This window comes from Enterobacter sp. EC_50 (assembly GCF_019584525.1).
Taxonomy (GTDB): domain Bacteria; phylum Pseudomonadota; class Gammaproteobacteria; order Enterobacterales; family Enterobacteriaceae; genus Enterobacter; species Enterobacter roggenkampii.
The window spans coordinates 42,404-59,437 of the sequence record NZ_VDAF01000006.1; the positions used below are offsets into that span (position 1 = coordinate 42,404).

General features: G+C 55.7%; 15 protein-coding genes and 1 other RNA gene. 4 read left to right on the plus strand and 12 right to left on the minus strand.

Going from position 1 to position 17,034, the window contains the following annotated elements:
- Window positions 1-101 precede the first annotated feature (101 nt).
- From FHC48_RS06775 to FHC48_RS06785, 3 genes are all read left to right on the plus strand, one after another.
- A complete protein-coding gene (locus FHC48_RS06775) occupies window positions 102-494 on the plus strand; it encodes a DoxX family protein (protein WP_023309292.1) in 393 nt (130 codons plus the stop codon).
- Between the two features lie 71 nt (window positions 495-565).
- Window positions 566-1,552, plus strand: a complete 987-nt coding sequence (locus FHC48_RS06780) for a glutathione S-transferase family protein (protein WP_059363508.1) — start codon at window positions 566-568, stop codon at window positions 1,550-1,552.
- A gap of 106 nt (window positions 1,553-1,658) precedes the next feature.
- A complete protein-coding gene (locus tag FHC48_RS06785) occupies window positions 1,659-2,024 on the plus strand; it encodes a DUF805 domain-containing protein (protein WP_008503136.1) in 366 nt (121 codons plus the stop codon).
- Window positions 2,025-2,065: 41 nt separating this feature from the next.
- Here the strand turns inward: FHC48_RS06785 and yhaJ are convergent, their stop codons facing one another.
- Window positions 2,066-2,968, minus strand: coding sequence for a DNA-binding transcriptional regulator YhaJ (yhaJ, locus tag FHC48_RS06790; RefSeq protein WP_008503135.1), 903 nt, complete (start codon window positions 2,966-2,968; stop codon window positions 2,066-2,068).
- 104 nt (window positions 2,969-3,072) lie between these two features.
- Here yhaJ and FHC48_RS06795 point away from each other — a divergent pair, with 104 nt between their 5' ends.
- On the plus strand, window positions 3,073-3,774 hold the full coding sequence (locus tag FHC48_RS06795) for a pirin family protein (protein ID WP_008503134.1): 702 nt from the start codon (window positions 3,073-3,075) through the stop codon (window positions 3,772-3,774).
- A gap of 61 nt (window positions 3,775-3,835) precedes the next feature.
- On the opposite strand, the gene FHC48_RS06800 is transcribed toward FHC48_RS06795, so the two are convergent.
- The 11 genes from FHC48_RS06800 to garL form a co-directional block, all read right to left on the minus strand.
- On the minus strand, window positions 3,836-5,137 hold the full coding sequence (locus FHC48_RS06800; RefSeq protein ID WP_059363510.1) for a serine dehydratase subunit alpha family protein: 1,302 nt from the start codon (window positions 5,135-5,137) through the stop codon (window positions 3,836-3,838).
- A 20-nt stretch (window positions 5,138-5,157) separates the two neighbouring features.
- Window positions 5,158-6,489 (minus strand): amino acid permease, encoded by a 1,332-nt coding sequence (locus FHC48_RS06805; protein WP_021242373.1) that lies wholly within the window; start codon window positions 6,487-6,489, stop codon window positions 5,158-5,160.
- 261 nt (window positions 6,490-6,750) lie between these two features.
- A complete protein-coding gene (locus FHC48_RS06810; protein ID WP_059363512.1) occupies window positions 6,751-7,161 on the minus strand; it encodes a Spy/CpxP family protein refolding chaperone in 411 nt (136 codons plus the stop codon).
- Between the two features lie 152 nt (window positions 7,162-7,313).
- Window positions 7,314-9,608 carry a formate C-acetyltransferase gene (pflB, locus tag FHC48_RS06815; RefSeq protein ID WP_023294643.1) on the minus strand — a complete coding sequence of 765 codons (2,295 nt, stop codon included), beginning with the start codon at window positions 9,606-9,608 and terminating at the stop codon, window positions 7,314-7,316.
- A gap of 15 nt (window positions 9,609-9,623) precedes the next feature.
- On the minus strand, window positions 9,624-10,832 hold the full coding sequence (gene tdcD / locus FHC48_RS06820) for a propionate kinase (protein WP_059363514.1): 1,209 nt from the start codon (window positions 10,830-10,832) through the stop codon (window positions 9,624-9,626).
- A gap of 30 nt (window positions 10,833-10,862) precedes the next feature.
- Window positions 10,863-12,194 (minus strand): threonine/serine transporter TdcC, encoded by a 1,332-nt coding sequence (tdcC, locus tag FHC48_RS06825; protein ID WP_008501506.1) that lies wholly within the window; start codon window positions 12,192-12,194, stop codon window positions 10,863-10,865.
- Window positions 12,195-12,203: 9 nt separating this feature from the next.
- Window positions 12,204-13,193 (minus strand): bifunctional threonine ammonia-lyase/L-serine ammonia-lyase TdcB, encoded by a 990-nt coding sequence (tdcB, locus tag FHC48_RS06830; protein ID WP_023326154.1) that lies wholly within the window; start codon window positions 13,191-13,193, stop codon window positions 12,204-12,206.
- A gap of 100 nt (window positions 13,194-13,293) precedes the next feature.
- Entirely contained in the window at window positions 13,294-14,214 is a 921-nt protein-coding gene (gene tdcA / locus FHC48_RS06835) for a transcriptional regulator TdcA (RefSeq protein WP_008501504.1), read from the minus strand.
- Window positions 14,215-14,901: 687 nt separating this feature from the next.
- Window positions 14,902-15,278: RNase P RNA component class A (gene rnpB / locus FHC48_RS06840), an RNA gene on the minus strand.
- A gap of 59 nt (window positions 15,279-15,337) precedes the next feature.
- Window positions 15,338-16,228, minus strand: a complete 891-nt coding sequence (gene garR / locus FHC48_RS06845; protein ID WP_008501502.1) for a 2-hydroxy-3-oxopropionate reductase — start codon at window positions 16,226-16,228, stop codon at window positions 15,338-15,340.
- A gap of 21 nt (window positions 16,229-16,249) precedes the next feature.
- Window positions 16,250-17,020 (minus strand): 2-dehydro-3-deoxyglucarate aldolase, encoded by a 771-nt coding sequence (garL, locus tag FHC48_RS06850; protein ID WP_059363822.1) that lies wholly within the window; start codon window positions 17,018-17,020, stop codon window positions 16,250-16,252.
- Between the last annotated feature and the right edge of the window lie 14 nt (window positions 17,021-17,034).

A 17,034-nucleotide genomic window follows, 5' to 3' on the forward strand; every position in this document is an offset into this window, starting at 1 on the left:
TCACGTTTATGATGCTCTCCATCGACAGCAACGACGCGGTATCTACCCGGAATTGCAGACAAATAACGTTCAGCCGCTGATGTGGTTTCCTGGAGAGTAAAATGAAAAAATTAGAAGATGTTGGTGTACTGGTCGCGCGTATTCTGATGCCAATTCTGTTCATCGTGGCAGGTTGGGGAAAAATCACCGGTTATGCGGGTACCCAGCAGTATATGGAAGCCATGGGCGTTCCGGGGTTCCTGTTGCCACTGACCATTCTTCTTGAGTTCGGCGGCGGCCTGGCAGTGCTGTTCGGCTTCCTGACCCGCACCACCGCGCTGTTTACCGCAGGCTTCACCGTGCTGACAGCGTTCATCTTCCACAGCAACTTTGCGGAAGGCGTGAACTCTCTGATGTTCATGAAAAACCTGACCATCGCGGGTGGCTTCCTGCTGCTGGCCGTTACTGGCCCGGGCGCATACAGCATCGACCGCGTTCTGAATAAGAAATGGTAAGCACGCTATACTGAATAAACACAAAGCGAGGAGACATCTCCTCGCTTTTGCTATCTGACGGAGGAGAAAAAATGGGACAACTCGTAGACGGCGTCTGGCAGGATGTCTGGTATGACACCAAATCCACCGGAGGTCGCTTTAAGCGCTCTGTTTCGGCCTTCCGTAACTGGCTGACCGCCGACGGCGCACCAGGCCCGAGCGGCGAAGGCGGCTTCGCGGCTGAGAAAGATCGTTATCATCTTTATGTTTCCCTCGCCTGCCCGTGGGCCCACCGCACGCTGATCGTGCGCAAGCTTAAAGGTCTCGAATCCTTCATTCCGGTTTCCGTGGTCAACCCGCTGATGATGGAAAATGGCTGGACGTTTGACAGTGATTTTCCTGCGGCAACCGGCGACGATCTTTATCACCACGATTTCCTGTACCAGCTCTATCTGCGCGCCGATCCGCACTACACCGGGCGCGTGACCGTGCCGGTACTGTGGGACAAGAAAAACCAGACGATTGTCAGCAATGAGTCTGCGGAAATCATCCGCATGTTCAATACCGCGTTTGACGCGCACGGCGCCCGTGCCGGAGATTACTATCCGGTGGAGCTGCGCGAGAAAATTGACGAACTGAACGGCTGGATTTACGACAACGTCAATAACGGTGTCTATAAGGCCGGTTTCGCCACCAGCCAGGAAGCGTATGACGAAGCGGTCGGAAAGGTGTTTGAATCGCTGGAACGCCTGGAACAGATCCTGGGCCAGCATCGCTACCTGACGGGCGATCGCCTGACGGAAGCGGACATTCGCCTGTGGACCACGCTGGTTCGCTTTGATCCGGTCTATGTCACCCACTTTAAGTGCGACAAGCACCGCATCAGCGACTACCTGAACCTGCATGGTTTCCTGCGCGACATCTACCAGATGCCGGGCATCGCGGAGACGGTCGACTTCGACCATATTCGCACCCACTATTTCCGCAGCCACAAGACCATCAACCCGACGGGTATTATCTCCATTGGGCCCTGGCAGGATCTGGATGAACCGCACGGGCGCGACGTCCGTTTTGGATAAATATTAAGGGCATCACCAGATGCCCTTTTTTAATTCACAATCTCCATCTATTCTTACCTCGATCGCTTAGAAAACAAGTGATTGACTGACTAATGAGGCAAGGAAAATGGACTGGTATTTAAAAGTACTGCGCAACTACATTGGATTTGGTGGCCGCGCCCGCCGCAAAGAGTACTGGATGTTCGTTCTGGTGAACTTCATCCTCATCATGGTGCTGGGTATTGTGGATAAAATTCTTGGCTGGGAGCGGGCTGGCGGTGAAGGCGTGCTGACCACCATTTATGGCCTGTTAGTCCTGCTGCCATCGTGGGCGGTATTGTTCCGTCGGCTGCACGATACCGATCGTTCGGCGTGGTGGCTATTGCTGCTGTTGATCCCGATCGTGGGCTGGATCGTGATTCTTATCTTCAACTGCCAGAGCGGCACCCCAGGTGAAAACCGCTTTGGTCCGGATCCTAAGATCGTCGCGTAAATTACTGCCCGGTGGCGCTTACGCTTACCGGGCCTACTCGTTTATTTATTGTGGTGGGCGAAGAGTTTGGGTATTTCGCGCAGGCACCATGATTTGGCTTCGCCCATGCTGTCGCGACGCCACGCCATAATGATATCCACTTCGCTGGTGTACTCCGGACTCACGACCCGCAGCCGCCCTTCCGCAATATCTTTCTCCACAAACGGGTACGGCATCGTCGCCACGCCCAGACCGGCCAGCAGCGCCTGCCGTTTGTCTTCCAGTGAGGTCACCGTCAGACGTGGCTGTTTATCCAGCAGCTGCACCGTCAGTACCGGACGCTCGCGCGCGGTATCCGCGACCGCGACGCCGCGATATTTCACGCGCGTCACTTCAGAGAGCGGCTCCGGCTCCTGGTGAATCGGATGGTTGGGGGCGGCAACGTAGACGTTCATGACGCTGTAGAGCTTGCGCGAGTTGATTTCCGATGAGGAACGGAAGTGCATGTCCGGCGCAATAACGATATCTGCCCTGCCCGTCTCCAGACGTTCCCACGCCCCTGCCAGCACCTCGGTGATGATCGACAGCTGCGTATTGGCCTTCGCCGCCAGGCGGTCCACCAGCGGGAACAGCGCTTCGGTTGGCACCAGCGCTTCGGTCACGAGCGTCAGATGGGTTTCCCAACCGCGCGCCAGCGCTTCGGCGTCGGTCGTCAGCTTATCCGCCGCTTCCAGCAGCACGCGGCCGCGCTCCAGCAGCATTCGACCGACGTTGGTGAATTTTGTTCGATGACCGGAGCGGTCAAAAAGCACCACGTCCAGCTCTTCCTCCAGCTTCTGCATGGTGTAGCTCAGCGCAGACGGAACGCGTCCCAGTTCATCGGCCGCCGCCGCAAAACTGCCGCGTCGGTCAATCGCGTCCATGACGCGAAGCGCCTCAAGCGTCAATGCTCTCTCTTTAGCCATCTCGTTCTCATTCAGGAAATTTGAACATACCAGGCAGAATATCTGGCTAACAATGAAGCGTCCATACCTTTACCATTGTTTTAGTGTAAAGAGAGGTCAAGTTTATGATTACGACAAGAACAGCTAAACAGTGCGGACAAGCCGATTTCGGTTGGCTGCAGGCCCGCTACACCTTTTCCTTTGGACACTACTTTGACCCTAAACTCCTCGGTTACGCTTCACTGCGCGTGTTGAACCAGGAAGTGCTCGCCCCGGGCGCCTCCTTCCAGCCGCGTACGTACCCGAAAGTCGATATCCTGAACCTGATCCTGGAAGGCGAGGCAGAATACCGCGATAGCGAGGGCAATCATGTCCAGGCAAAGGCTGGCGAAGCGCTGTTAATTTCCACGCAGCCGGGCATCAGCTATAGCGAGCATAACCTCAGCAAAGACAAAACGCTGACCCGCATGCAGCTGTGGCTCGACGCCTGCCCTGAGCGGGAAAATCCGCTGGTACAGAAGTTAGATTTAACGGGCGATAAGCAACAGCTGATTGCATCCCCTGATGGCAGTAAAGAGAGCCTGCAGCTGCGTCAGCAGGTGTGGCTGCACCATATCGAGCTGAAGAAAGGTGAGCAGGCAAGCTTCCAGCTTCACGGCCCGCGCGCCTATCTGCAGTCGATTCACGGTACGGTGCATGCGGTGACGCACGCGGAAGAGAAAGAGGCGCTCACCTGCGGCGACGGCGCGTTTATTCGTGATGAAGCGAATATTACCCTGGTGGCGGATACGCCGCTGCGCGCGCTGCTGATTGATTTGCCGGTTTAAAGAACGCCCTCACCCTAACCCTCTCCCACTGGGAGAGGGAACCGATAGAGCCCTGAACTCGCTACACCTTACTCGCCATGATCTCAATAATCTGCCGGTCCGTTGCCTGCATCGAGCGGCACGCCAGTGCGCACAGGTTCGCGATCGACTGCTCCACATCGTGCGCGACAATCCCCTCGTTGCCCGTCACGCCCGACTCATCCAGCGCCATCATCACCGCTTTCCAGGCGCTACTGACGCTGGTGGAGACCTTCATGGCGCAGCTGTTTGACGCCCCGTCGCAGATCATCCCGCTGACGTCACCGATCATACTGCCGATCGCCATTGCGATGGTCTGGTAACGGCCACCCATCAGCCACGCCATTCCTGCCGCAGCGCCCATTGCCGCGGTTGTCGCCGCGCACAGTGCGGACAGGCGCGGAAGCTGATAATGGATATAGATCGCCGACAGATGCGACAGCATCAGCGCCCGCGCCAGCCGTTCGTCACCGGCCTGAAGGTGCTCAGCCACAACAACGACGGGCATGGTGGCGGTGATCCCCTGGTTACCGGAGCCCGAATTGCTCATCGCCGGCAGCGTCGCGCCCCCCATCCGGGCATCCGAGGCGGCGCTGGTGCGAATAACAATGTCTGAACCCAGATCCTGCGCCAGCCATCCGCGCGAGCGCTGCTTCTCAAGCGTTGCGCCAATATGCAGCCCCCACTTCCCGCTGAGCCCTTCGCGGGAGAGCGCATCGTTCAGTTGCCCTGCTTCCAGGATGAAGCGAATGGCCTCAAACGGCACCTGCTCGACAAATTCCAGGATCTGCGACAGCGTAGCGTGCGACAGTACCGCCAGCGGGTTGTCATCCACCTCGGTCACGGGCTTATCCAGCGTAAAGCGCGTTTCCCCCTGGCAAACCACTTCCACCACCCGGGTATGCCCGCCCGCGATGGTCACCATTGCCGAGAGATCCCCGGCATAAACGCAGGCGCGGGAATAGAGGATCTCATCGCAGGGCTCCTGCAGTTTTACCTGCACTTGCCCTGCCTCAAGCAGGGCTTTGGCGCGGACCAGTGCATCGGCTGTGGCATTTTTCAACACCTCCAGTCCGGCGTGAGCGTTACCGCCAATCGCGCCCAGCGCCGCCGCAATCGGTAATCCGACCATGCCGGTACCCGGTACCGTCACGCCCAGCCCGTTTTTCATCAGGTTCGGCGAGACCCACGCCTCAATCCGAGTGACCTCCCCCGGCAGGAGGTCTGCGGCCATCGCACAGGCCAGTGCCAGAGAGACGGGTTCGGTGCACCCAAGGGCAGGCTTCACTTCTTCCTGCACCGCGCGAATAAATTGATTCCATAAAGGATGAATTTGCTCAGACATCGTTACGACCTTAATTACCCTCAGGAGAATGCGAGGAAAGGAGAAACACAAAGCAGCAGTCCGGTGATGATGATTATCACCAGCGATACGCCTTTGTATTTATGCAGCGCCGGTACCTTGTAGACCAGCCATGCCGGGATCAGACAGCCCACCATGCCGAAGATGGGGCTGCAAATGGAGGTGAAGCTCAACACCGGCGCGTTCAGGACTATCGCGCTCCAGGCCAGCAGAATGGCGAACAGCATAATCCCGCGCTGGACGGCGTTTTCATTGATTCTTTCTGCCGGCATTTTACGGCGCAGGATGTTCATGACGATACCCTGCGTGGCCTCGCGGAAGCCGAGGTAGACGCCGAAGAACGCGGTCATCACGGCGAAGATATTGAGGATCACGCTGACGATTTTGACCCAGCCCGCGCCGTCGCCACTGATAAACTGCGCCGCAATCGCCAGGGCAGAGATATTCTGCTCGTAGGCTTTGACCGCCTCATCGTGCCCCATCGCCAGGGTGAAAGAGACGGCATAGAAGAAGACCGTCACAAACAGGACGCCAAAAGCAATGTTCATCGCCCGCAGCGCCTTATGACGCGCCACCTCCACCGATTTTTCACGCGAGCGGTAAGAGATCACCATCGGGCTCAGGGTCTGAATAAAGAGAATGGAGGTTAAGGTAAAGGGCAGCGTAATGATGGCGTTTTTAATCAGCAGCCCCAGCGGCGGCAGCATGCCCACGTTGGCTAAATGCCAGAGGCCGATCATCGACAGGCCCAGCGCGGCAACTACGAATAATTTGGTCAGCACCATCAGGCTGGACACTTTAAAAAGCAGCTTTTCACCGCGTGAAGAAATCGCGACCAGAATGCAAATCAGGAATAAACCGTAGAACGGATTTTCCGAGAGCAAACCGTCGGTCACGCCGAAGGTGTGCAAATACGAGGCGCTGTCGTTGGTAATGGCCGTGGAATAGACAAACATCCAGATCACCAGCATCACGAAATAGAGCGCACCTAATAAAATTCCCCAGTTCTTACCCAAATACCCGCTAATTACGCTCGGGTAGTCTTTGCATTCCGGGGATTCTGCCAGCGTGTTAATAAACAACCGTTGGAATAAATACATGGCGGGATAACCAATAATGGACGAGAGCAAAAAGACCCACAGCCCCATTAATCCGACTTGTACCGGGAGAAAAACAATCCCCGCGCCGATAGCCATCCCAATACTCATGATGACCCAACCCGTGTCGGTGCTGTCAAATTTGATCGCCTCTCGCCACTCGCTTTCACTCATTCCCGCCCGCCTTGCCGCGGGGGAATCATTCACAATGACACTGCTGTTTGTTGCCGTATCCATGGGGCACTCGCTTATTTTGTAGGGTAAACAGTTGTTTTTATAAGGTTCCGATCGCCAGCGATGGCGATTCAGATGGCAGCAGGTGCTTGTTATTGATGTGAGAAAATATTAACCGGAGCGAGGGAGAAAAAAGCCACAATTTTTATGAGTATTTTCGAATGATAGAGGAAAATTTGCTTTGTTAATGGGTTGATAGACGGTATTTTTCTAAAAGTGACGACGATCAAGAAATAAAAACCCGCGCGATGCGCGGGTGAGAGATCACTCTGCCAGCGCGTTAGCCATATCCGTTCTGATTTGTTTGCGCTGTTCCGGCGTTAACACCTGGCTGACGTCGAAGTAATATTTCACGCGGTAATAGCGGGTCTGCTCTTCAATTTTGCTGAATGCACTAAGCTGGCTTTTCACCGTGCTTTCGTCCCATTTGCCCGCCTGGAACATGTCGATCAGCGCACCGTCCTTCACGCCCGTCATCGGGATCCTGCTGACATTTTGTTCCAGCTGCTTATGCAGATCTTCAATCTTTTTCACCTGCTCATTGCTGAGCTTCAGGTGCTGTACCAGAGGATCCTGGGACGGTGACGGGGCAGCCTCAACGTTCGCGGCCTGCACCGTAAAACTGCACACCACCAGTGAAGCAGCAGCCAACGCAATGCGGGTCATTTTCATCATCTTACAGTCCTTACATGCTGTTATAGGAAAAAGCAGGAGCATTGTTTTTCAAGAGCGGATGAATATGTGTGAGTAATTATATAAACAATTTTGTATGTTTAGCGGGCAAAAAAATGCCCCCTGCAGTGAGGGGGCATGAGAGTAGGTTTTCGTCAAATCGCCTGCGTAAACGTTCTCGAAATCACGTCCTGCTGCTGCTCGCGTGTCAGCGCATTAAAGCGCACCGCATAGCCCGAAACGCGGATCGTCAGGTTCGGGTAATTCTCCGGATGCGCAATGGCATCGAGGAGCATCTCCCGGTTCATCACGTTAACGTTCAGGTGCTGCCCACCCTCAATAGACGCTTCGTGATGGAAGTACCCGTCCAGCAGCCCTACCAGGTTGGTTTTGCGCACCAGCTCGTCTTTGCCCAGCGCCTGCGGCACGATGGAGAAGGTGTAAGAGATCCCGTCTTTGGCATAGGTGAACGGCAGCTTGGCGACCGACGTTAACGAGGCCACCGCCCCTTTTCTGTCACGGCCGTGCATGGGGTTCGCGCCTGGGGCAAACGGCGTGCCGCCGCGTCGTCCGTCCGGCGTGTTCCCGGTCTTCTGCCCGTAAACCACGTTGGAGGTAATGGTCAGGATCGACTGGGTCGGCACCGCGTTGCGGTAGGTTGGCAGCGCCTGAATTTTCTTCATAAAGCGTTCCACCAGGTCGCAGGCGATGCTGTCCACGCGGTCATCGTTGTTGCCGTACTGCGGGTAATCCCCTTCTATCACGAAATCGACCGCCAGACCGGTATGGTCGCGCACCGGCTTCACCGTGGCGTATTTAATGGCGGACAGGGAATCCGCCGCTACCGACAACCCGGCAATGCCGCAGGCCATAGTGCGGTAGACATCCCGATCGTGCAGCGCCATCAGCGAGGCTTCGTAGCTGTACTTATCATGCATGTAGTGAATGAGATTCAGCGCGCTGATGTACTGCACCGCCAGCCAGTCCATAAAGTGATCGAGACTCGCCATAACGGTGTCGTAATCCAGCACGTCGTCCAGCAGCGGCTCGGTTTTCGGGCCGACCTGGATCTTCAGCTTCTCGTCCACCCCGCCGTTGATCGCGTACAGCAGCGTTTTCGCCAGGTTGGCGCGCGCGCCGAAGAACTGCATCTGCTTGCCGATCACCATCGGGCTGACGCAGCAGGCAATGGCGTAGTCGTCGCTGTTGAAGTCCGCACGCATCAGATCGTCGTTCTCATACTGCAGCGACGAGGTAACGATCGACACCTGCGCGGCGTATTTCTTGAACGCGATCGGCAGCTGTTCAGACCAGAGGATCGTCAGGTTCGGCTCCGGCGCGGGCCCCATGGTGTGCAGGGTGTGCAGATAGCGGAAGCTGTTTTTGGTCACCAGCGTGCGGCCGTCCAGCCCCATGCCGCCGATCACTTCCGTGGCCCAGATCGGATCGCCGGAGAAGAGCGTGTCGAATTCCGGCGTGCGCAGGAAGCGCACCATGCGGATCTTCATGATGAAGTGGTCGATCAGTTCCTGCGCCTGCACCTCGTTCAGCCGCCCCGCCTGCATGTCGCGTTCGATGTAGATATCGAGGAACGAGGCCGTGCGCCCCAGCGACATCGCTCCGCCATTCTGGGATTTCACTGCGGCCAGGTAGGCAAAATAGAGCCACTGCACCGCTTCCTGGGCGTTCATCGCCGGGCGTGAGATATCAAAGCCATAGTTCGCCGCCATCTGCTGGATCTGCAGCAGCGCGCGCTTGTGCTCCGCCAGCTCTTCGCGCAGGCGGATCGTCGCCTCCAGATCTTCGCCGCGCTCCAGCCGGCCCTGCAGATCGGCGAACTGAAGCTCACGCTCGCGCACCAGATAGCGGATACCGTAGAGCGCCACGCGGCGGTAATCACCGATAATGCGCCCGCGCCCGTAGCCGTCCGGCAGACCGGTCAGCACGCCGGATTTGCGGCAGCGCATCATCTCCGGCGAATAGACGTCAAACACGCCCTGGTTGTGGGTTTTGCGCAGGTCGGTAAACAGGTATTCAAACTGCGGATCCATCTCCCGGCCATAGGCTTCGAACGAGCTGCGGATCATGTTTATCCCGCCGTACGGATGCAGGGCGCGCTTGAGCGGCTTGTCGGTTTGCAGGCCGACGATCGTCTCCAGATCCTGGTCGATGTAGCCCGGCCCGTGGGCCGTAATGGTGGTGGCAATGTTGGTGTCAAAATCCACCGGGGCGTGGGTGGCATTCTCCTGACGAATGCCGACCATCACCTTCTGCCACAGCGCCGTCGTTGCTGGCGTCGCCTGCGCGAGGAAAGCTTCATCGCCTTCATAAGGGGTGTAGTTATGCTGAATAAAATCGCGGACGTTGACGGCGTTTTTCCATTCTTCACCGCGAAACCCGGCCCATGCGTCGCTGTAGGGCGCGACGCCCGTTTCGATTGTTACTTTCATCAGATTCTCGCTTTATCAGGCGTAAGCCGCAGCCGGGGTAACCTTCCCAAGACGGAGGGCGTCCAGCGCGATCATTTTTTCTTCGTTGGTAGGGATCACCGCGCAGATCACGCGGGAGGTATCAGTGGAGATGACGCGCTCACCCGCGCTACCCGGCAGGGCATTTTTGGCGTCGTCGAGGCGGATCCCGAACACTTTCAGATGTTCCGCCACCAGCGCGCGGACAAGCGTTGAGTTTTCGCCGATGCCGCCGGTAAAGACCACCCCATCGAGGCGGTGCAGCGACGCCGCATGCCCGGCGATATGTCGCGCTATACGGTGAACGAAGGTCTGGATAGCCAGCTGCGCCCGCTCATTGCCAGCGTGCCAGGCTTTCTCCAGCGCCCGTAGGTCTGAAGAGATGCCGGAGATCCCCAGCAACCCGGACTCTTTGTTGACCACGCGCTCAAGATCCTCAAACGACTGGCCGGTCTGCTGGGCAATCCACGCCATCGCGCCAAAATCCACATCGCCGCAGCGCGTGCCCATCATCAGTCCTTCCAGGGGGGTCATCCCCATCGAGGTATCCACGCTTTGGCCGTTGCGCACCGCGCAGATGGACGCTCCGTTGCCGAGGTGGGCAACCACCAGGCCGCTGTCATCGGGGGGCAGCCTGAGGAGCGCGTGCGCCTGCGCGGCCACGTAGCGGTGAGAGGTGCCGTGGAAGCCGTAGCGGCGCACGCCCAGCGCTTCAAAATAGCGGTACGGCAAACCGTACAGGTACGCCTGCGGCGGCAGCGTCTGGTGGAAGCTGGTATCAAATACCGCGACCTGCTGCACGCCCGGAAACAGGCGCTCTGCGGCTTCCACGCCGCTCAGGTTGGCGTAGTTATGCAGCGGCGCCAGCGGGGAGACCTGGCGGATCTGCTCAATCACCTCTTCCGTAATCAGGGTCGACTCGCTGAAGAGGTCACCACCGTGCGCAATGCGGTGGCCAATTAAGGCCACGCTGCTCATCAGGTCACGCTTCTTCAGCTCCAGGGCGATGGCAGCCAGCGCCCCTTCGTAGTCCTGGTGAGCCAGTCTGGCTGGCTCACCCCCGTTCACGGAAATAAAGGCTTTATCCGTGTTGATGCCGTCTGCAATGCCCGTCATCAGGGCGTCGCAGCTGCTGGCATCGAGCACCGAAAACTTAACAGAGGACGAACCGCAGTTAATTACCAGTACAACCGGAAACTCAATCATCATGTGACTCCGCTCTTCCTGAGCAATGGGTTAGAACAGTTTGTAAACGATATTCAGAATGGTCAGCAGGCCCACAACCGTGACGAAGATGTTCTCGGGTTTGCCCTTATATTTCGCCATGGCCGGTGCTTTGCGGATGGCGTACATCGGCAGCAGGCACAGCAGAGAGGCGATGATTGGCGCACCCATGGCTTCGATAAGGTCGAGAATGTTCGGGTTGGCGTACGCGACAACCCAGGTGGAGCCCATGATGAACACCATGCTGATGGTGTTCAGTTTGCCGACAGAGACCTTCTTCTTATCGCCTTTGTAGCCGAACTTGAGGATCAGACCATTCAGCCCTTCCAGCGTGCCCAGGTAATGACCGAAGAAAGATTTGAAGATAGCGACCAGGGCAATAATGGAAGCGCCATATTCCAGTACCGTCGCGAACGTCGATTTAGTGCCGGACATGGAAGCAAAGTGGTTCGCCAGGTAAGAGAGCACCGGAATGTTCTGCGCTTTGGCGTCCGCCATGTTCTGCGGAGAGAGCGTAAACAGGCAGCTAAAGGCGAAGAACATCACCACGGCGACCATCAGCATGCTGGCGCGACCGATGATTTTGGAACATTTCTGCTCGGTGAATTCTTTACCGAACTCCGGCTCGTACTCTTCGCGCTTGGAGACCACAAACGAGGAGACGATAGGCGAGAAGTTGAAGGAGAAGACCATGATGGAGATCCCCAGCCACACCGTGACCAGAATGCCGTCATGGCCGGTGAAGGCGATATCGCTCAGGTTGACCTGGTCGATCACCGCGGAGTTCCAGTAAGGGATCAGCGACAGGGAAATCAGCACCAGACTGGCAATAAACGGGAACACCAGGAAGCTCATCACCTTCACCATCAGGTCTTTACCAAACCAGATAACAAAAGCCATCAGCAGCAGCAGGAACAGCGCCACCACGCCGCGGTTTAGCGCAGGCAGCTGGAGCTGGTTTTCCCAGAAGGTCATGAAGGTGTTAGTAATAGTGACGCCGTAAATCCACAGCAGCGGGCAAATGGCAAAGAAGTAGAGGAACGTAATCACCACCCCACCGGTTTTACCGAAATGCTCTTCCACCGTTTCGGTGATGTTGCCGGAGACGTTGCTGCCGGACAGGCAGAGGCGCGCCAGCGCGCGGTGGCAGTAAAACGCTATCGGGAACGCGAGAACCAGCATCAGCAGGATAGGGATTAAGCCCCCAAAGCCTGCGCGAATGGGGAAGAACAGCACGCCTGCGCCAATGGCGGTACCAAACAGGCCAAGCGTCCAGGTGGTATCAGACTTACGCCAGGAGGACGTTTTTGTCTGGCCAACGATAATGCTTTCTGTGTTGCTCATAGGTCACCTTTATGCGTCAACGAAGCCGGTAATTTGGGAAACACGGGAGAGATCGATATTGCCGCCGGAAATAATGCAGACGGTTTTGCGGCCCTGAATATAGTGGTCAAGCTTGCCGCTTAATAACGCGGCACAGGCCAGCGCGCCGGCGCCTTCCGTCACCACTTTATTTCGCTGAATAAGGGCAATCATGCTGTTGCGAATATCGTCTTCGCTCACCAGCACAATGTCATCGACCAGTTCACGAACGATTTCGAAGGTTAATTTACCCGGACGAGAGACGTCGCAGCCGTCGGCTAACGTGCCGGTAACGCGATGGTTGGTTATTTCTCCTGCCTGCCAGGAAGCTGCCATTCCGTGTACGTTTTCAGACTGTACGCCGATAATATTAATGGTCGGGTTGATGGATTTAATCGCCGTTGCAATCCCGGCAATTAATCCGCCGCCGCCGATAGGGACAATGACGTTATCCACGTCGTATAAATCTTCGAGAATTTCGAGGCCGATGGTGCCCTGCCCGGCGATCACTTTGGCGTCATCGTAAGGCGGAATAAAAATGCGCCCTTCCATCTCGACGATTTCGCTCACTTTAGCGATGGTGTCGTTGAAGTTCTCACCGTGGAGCACCACTTCCGCCGAGTAGTCGCGGGTTGCGGCCACTTTAGATTTTGGTGCGCCCATCGGCATCACCACTTTACCGTCGATGCCGAGCATGGCGCAGGAGAGCGACACTCCCTGCGCGTGGTTTCCCGCAGAGCAGGCGACCACGCCTTTGCGCTTTTCAGCATCGGTCAGCGAGCTTAATTTATTAAACGCGCCGCGAATTTTGAACGAACCGGTACGCTGCATGTTCTCAAACTTAAGGAATATTTCGCCCTTACACCGTTCGCTGAGATAATTCGAGCGCGGCATACCGGTTTTATATATCTTGCCTGCCAGTCGTTTTCTGGCGTCCTGAATATCTTCAATGGTTACCGGGAGATCGTAGGTAATATGCATAATATCCTCGTTATAATAATTCATTCTTTTCAGGCAAAGTCAGGGTATCAGAGCGTTCATACGTTAAGCTCTGGGTATTTTTAAAATTAAAACTTATTATTCATCGTCGTCTTTCGATATTCATCGACGAATATTGTTTAGCCAGCTCAACTAATACTGACGCCGATTTTTTAATCCTGTAATTTTTAGACCACACGGCAGCATAACGCGCCACGGGTAATTCGTCTTCCACGGGCAGCACAATAAATTGATCCGAACCGAATGGGGCAATCATGTCGCGGGGAATCACCGTCAGATAATCGGCATTCAGGACAAGGTTATAAATGGTGACGACGGAATCGGTCTGGACGATGTTTTCGATGCTGATGTGGTTGTCTTGCAGAGTGGTCAGAAGTTCTTTGTAGTAGCCCATATCGGTTTGCGGCATCACCCACTGCTCGTGCGTAAGCGATGCCAGTGTCGTCGGGCCGGTGCACGTTCGCGTTTTGCTGGCGACCAGCACAAACTCAGACTCAAACAGCGGTTCGACGTGCAGATCCTGAAGCAGCATTTCATCGCTCAGCGTGCCGATAGCGAAATCCAGACGACCATCGCGAATGGCCGGGAGGAAGGAGGAGAGCTGAGCTTCATACATTGAGACGCGCGCTTTTGGGAATACTTCCTTGAATTTTTTGATCATCTCAGACAGGAAGGTAAAGCCGATCAGCGACGGATAGCCAAAGGAGACATCCATAACGGTGCTAAAACTCAGGCTATTAATCTCACTCACCATGTTTTTCATTTCACGGGTGATCGACTCGGAGTACGAGAGCAGAACCTGGCCTGCAGCCGTCAGTTTTACGCCCGTATTTTTACGTACCATCACTTCCACACCGAAGTAAGATTCGATATCGCTGATGATTTTGCTGACGGCGGGTTGCGTCAGGCCCAGTTGTCTTGCAGCAGAACCTATGGAGCCACTTTTAATGACTTCCTGAAATACCACGAGGTGCTGTGTTTTCGGTAGAATAATAGTGTTCATAATATTCTGCGCTTATTTCCCTATGACGGGGTGAATTCTACTCAATAATGTTTCAGGGGGTATGTGCTGTTACTCACAATTTGCTTTGAGCAACCCTTAGCTCACGCTTCAAAAACCCAACAAAACCCTTGCAAATCAATACACTGAAGGCAATTGAATACGCTATAACGCTGATATTGATCAACAAAAATAGCGCTAATAAATTTATTTTATGGCGATAACCCGGATTTATTTCACCGTTCTTAAAAAAACAATAAAGACGATATTTCAGGCAATTAAAGGCCAATAAATAACCGTCATTTGTTTGAAACATACTTTCATTTAAGCCATTTTTTACGACGTAAATTTTCAAATTTCAGGAAAAGAGTGGAATACGTCACATATTCACGGAGGAAATGTATTTGATTTCAATAAGCGCACATCAAACGAGAAAAGATTTACGAACATTAAGCTAACAATCATAACAAATTATCAATACTACAGATCGCCGGTTTTTTAGATTTAAATTTTGTGATGGCGATCGTCTGCAGATGCCGAGGCGGAACCGGCGAGTGAAAAACAGTGAAATGTGCTTAATGTCGCAAATATGAGAATTGATGTCGTTTGTGTGGTGCCGGGTGGCGCTGCGCTTACCCGGCCTACAACAACCAGAAAGCAAAAACCCCGCCGAAGCGGGGTTCCCTAAGAAGTTGAAGCTGACCGATAAGCCGGGTTCTGTCGTGGACAGTCATTCATCTAGGCCAGCAATCGCTCACTGGCTCAAGCAGCCTACCCGGGTTCAGTACGGGCCGTACCATGTGAACCCCTATTTGGCCTTGCTCCGGGTGGAGTTTACCGTGCCACGGACTGTTACCAGCCGCGCGGTGCGCTCTTACCGCACCCTTTCACCCTTACCTGATCCCGCTTGCGCGGGCCATCGGCGGTTTGCTCTCTGTTGCACTGGTCGTGGGTTTCCCCCCCAGGCGTTACCTGGCACCCTGCCCTATGGAGCCCGGACTTTCCTCCCCTCCGCCCGTCTCCCCCGAAAGGGACGACGACGAAGCGGCGACTGTCTGGTCAGCTTCGGCGCGCAGTATAGAGGGTTTGCGCGCCGCTGTCACCCTCGGCTGTGGGTAAGCCGTGATTAACGCGCCACTTCCACCTTCGCCAGTTTTTCGTAGTAGCATGCAATTGCGCTGTGATCGGCCGTGCCCAGGCCATCGGCACGCAGCGCCTGCATCATCTCCATGACCGCCGCGGTCAGCGGCAGCTGTGCGCCCACGCCGTGGGAAGTGTCCAGCGCGTTCGCCAGATCTTTAATATGCAGGTCGATGCGGAAACCGGGTTTGAAATTGCGATCCATGACCATGGGCGCTTTGGCATCCAGCACCGTACTACCTGCCAGACCGCCGCGAATAGCCTGGTAGACCAGGTCCGGATTGACGCCCGCTTTGGTTGCCAGCGTCAGCGCTTCAGACATGGCGGCAATGTTGAGTGCCACGATCACCTGGTTTGCCAGCTTGGTCACGTTACCCGCCCCGATCTCCCCGGTGTGTACCACGGAGCCCGCCATCGCTTTCATCAGGTCGTAAAATTTATCGAAAATAGCTTTATCGCCGCCGACCATGACCGACAGCGTGCCGTCGATGGCTTTCGGCTCGCCGCCGCTGACCGGTGCATCCAGCATATCGACGCCCTTCGCTTTCAACGCCTCGCTGATTTCACGGCTCGCGAGCGGTGCGATAGAGCTCATATCGATCAGCACCAGGCCCGGTTTCGCGCCGTCGATAATGCCGTTTTCACCCAGCGCGACTTCTTTGACGTGCGGGGAGTTTGGCAGCATGGTGATGATGACATCGCACTGCTCGGCAATGGCTTTCGCGGTGGTGGCTGCTTCTGCGCCAGCCGCTATCACCTCAGCAACGGCCTGTGGATTATGATCGGAGACCACCAGCGAGTAACCTGCTTTGATGAGGTTCTTACTCATTGGTTTACCCATGATCCCCAGGCCAATAAAACCCACTTTCAGCGTCATAATCTGTTTCCTCAATGATGGTTATTTTTTAAAAGCGTCCGCTAATTTCTGCGTAGCCGAGCGGAAAACGCCGAGGTCGCTGCCGACAGCAACAAACGTGGCACCCCACTCCAGGTAGCGGCGGGCATCAGCCTCAACCGGCGCCAGAATGCCGCACGGCTTGCCGTGTGCTTTGGCGCGGGCAAAGATGTGCTGGATCGCGCGCTGCACGTCAGGGTGGCTGGCGTTACCCAGATGGCCTAAGGCGGCAGCCAGATCGCTTGGACCGACGAAGATCCCGTCCACGCCGGTTGTGGCGGCAATCGCGTCGACGTTATCGACGCCCTGCTGGCTCTCGATCTGAACCAGAATGGTGATGTTGCTGTTGGACTGCGCGAAATAGTCCGGGACGGTGCCAAACATATTGGCGCGGTGCGAAACGGAAACGCCGCGGATCCCTTCGGGAGGATAGCGCGTTGACGCCACGGCCAGCGCCGCTTGCTCTTCCGTCTCCACAAACGGGATCAGGAAGTTGTAGAAGCCGATATCCAGCAGACGCTTAATAATCACCGGTTCGTTGGTGGGGACACGCACCACCGGGGCACTGTTGCTGCCTTTCAGCGCCATCAGCTGCGGAATAAACGTGCTGATATCGTTTGGCGCATGTTCGCCGTCCAGCACCAGCCAGTCGAAACCGGCCAGGCCCAGCACTTCGGTGCTGATAGGGTTTGCCAGCGCGGACCAGCAGCCAATCTGAATCTTGTGCGCTGCGAGAGCCGCTTTAAATTTATTCGGGAAGATAGCGTTATTCATCGTATTTACCTTTT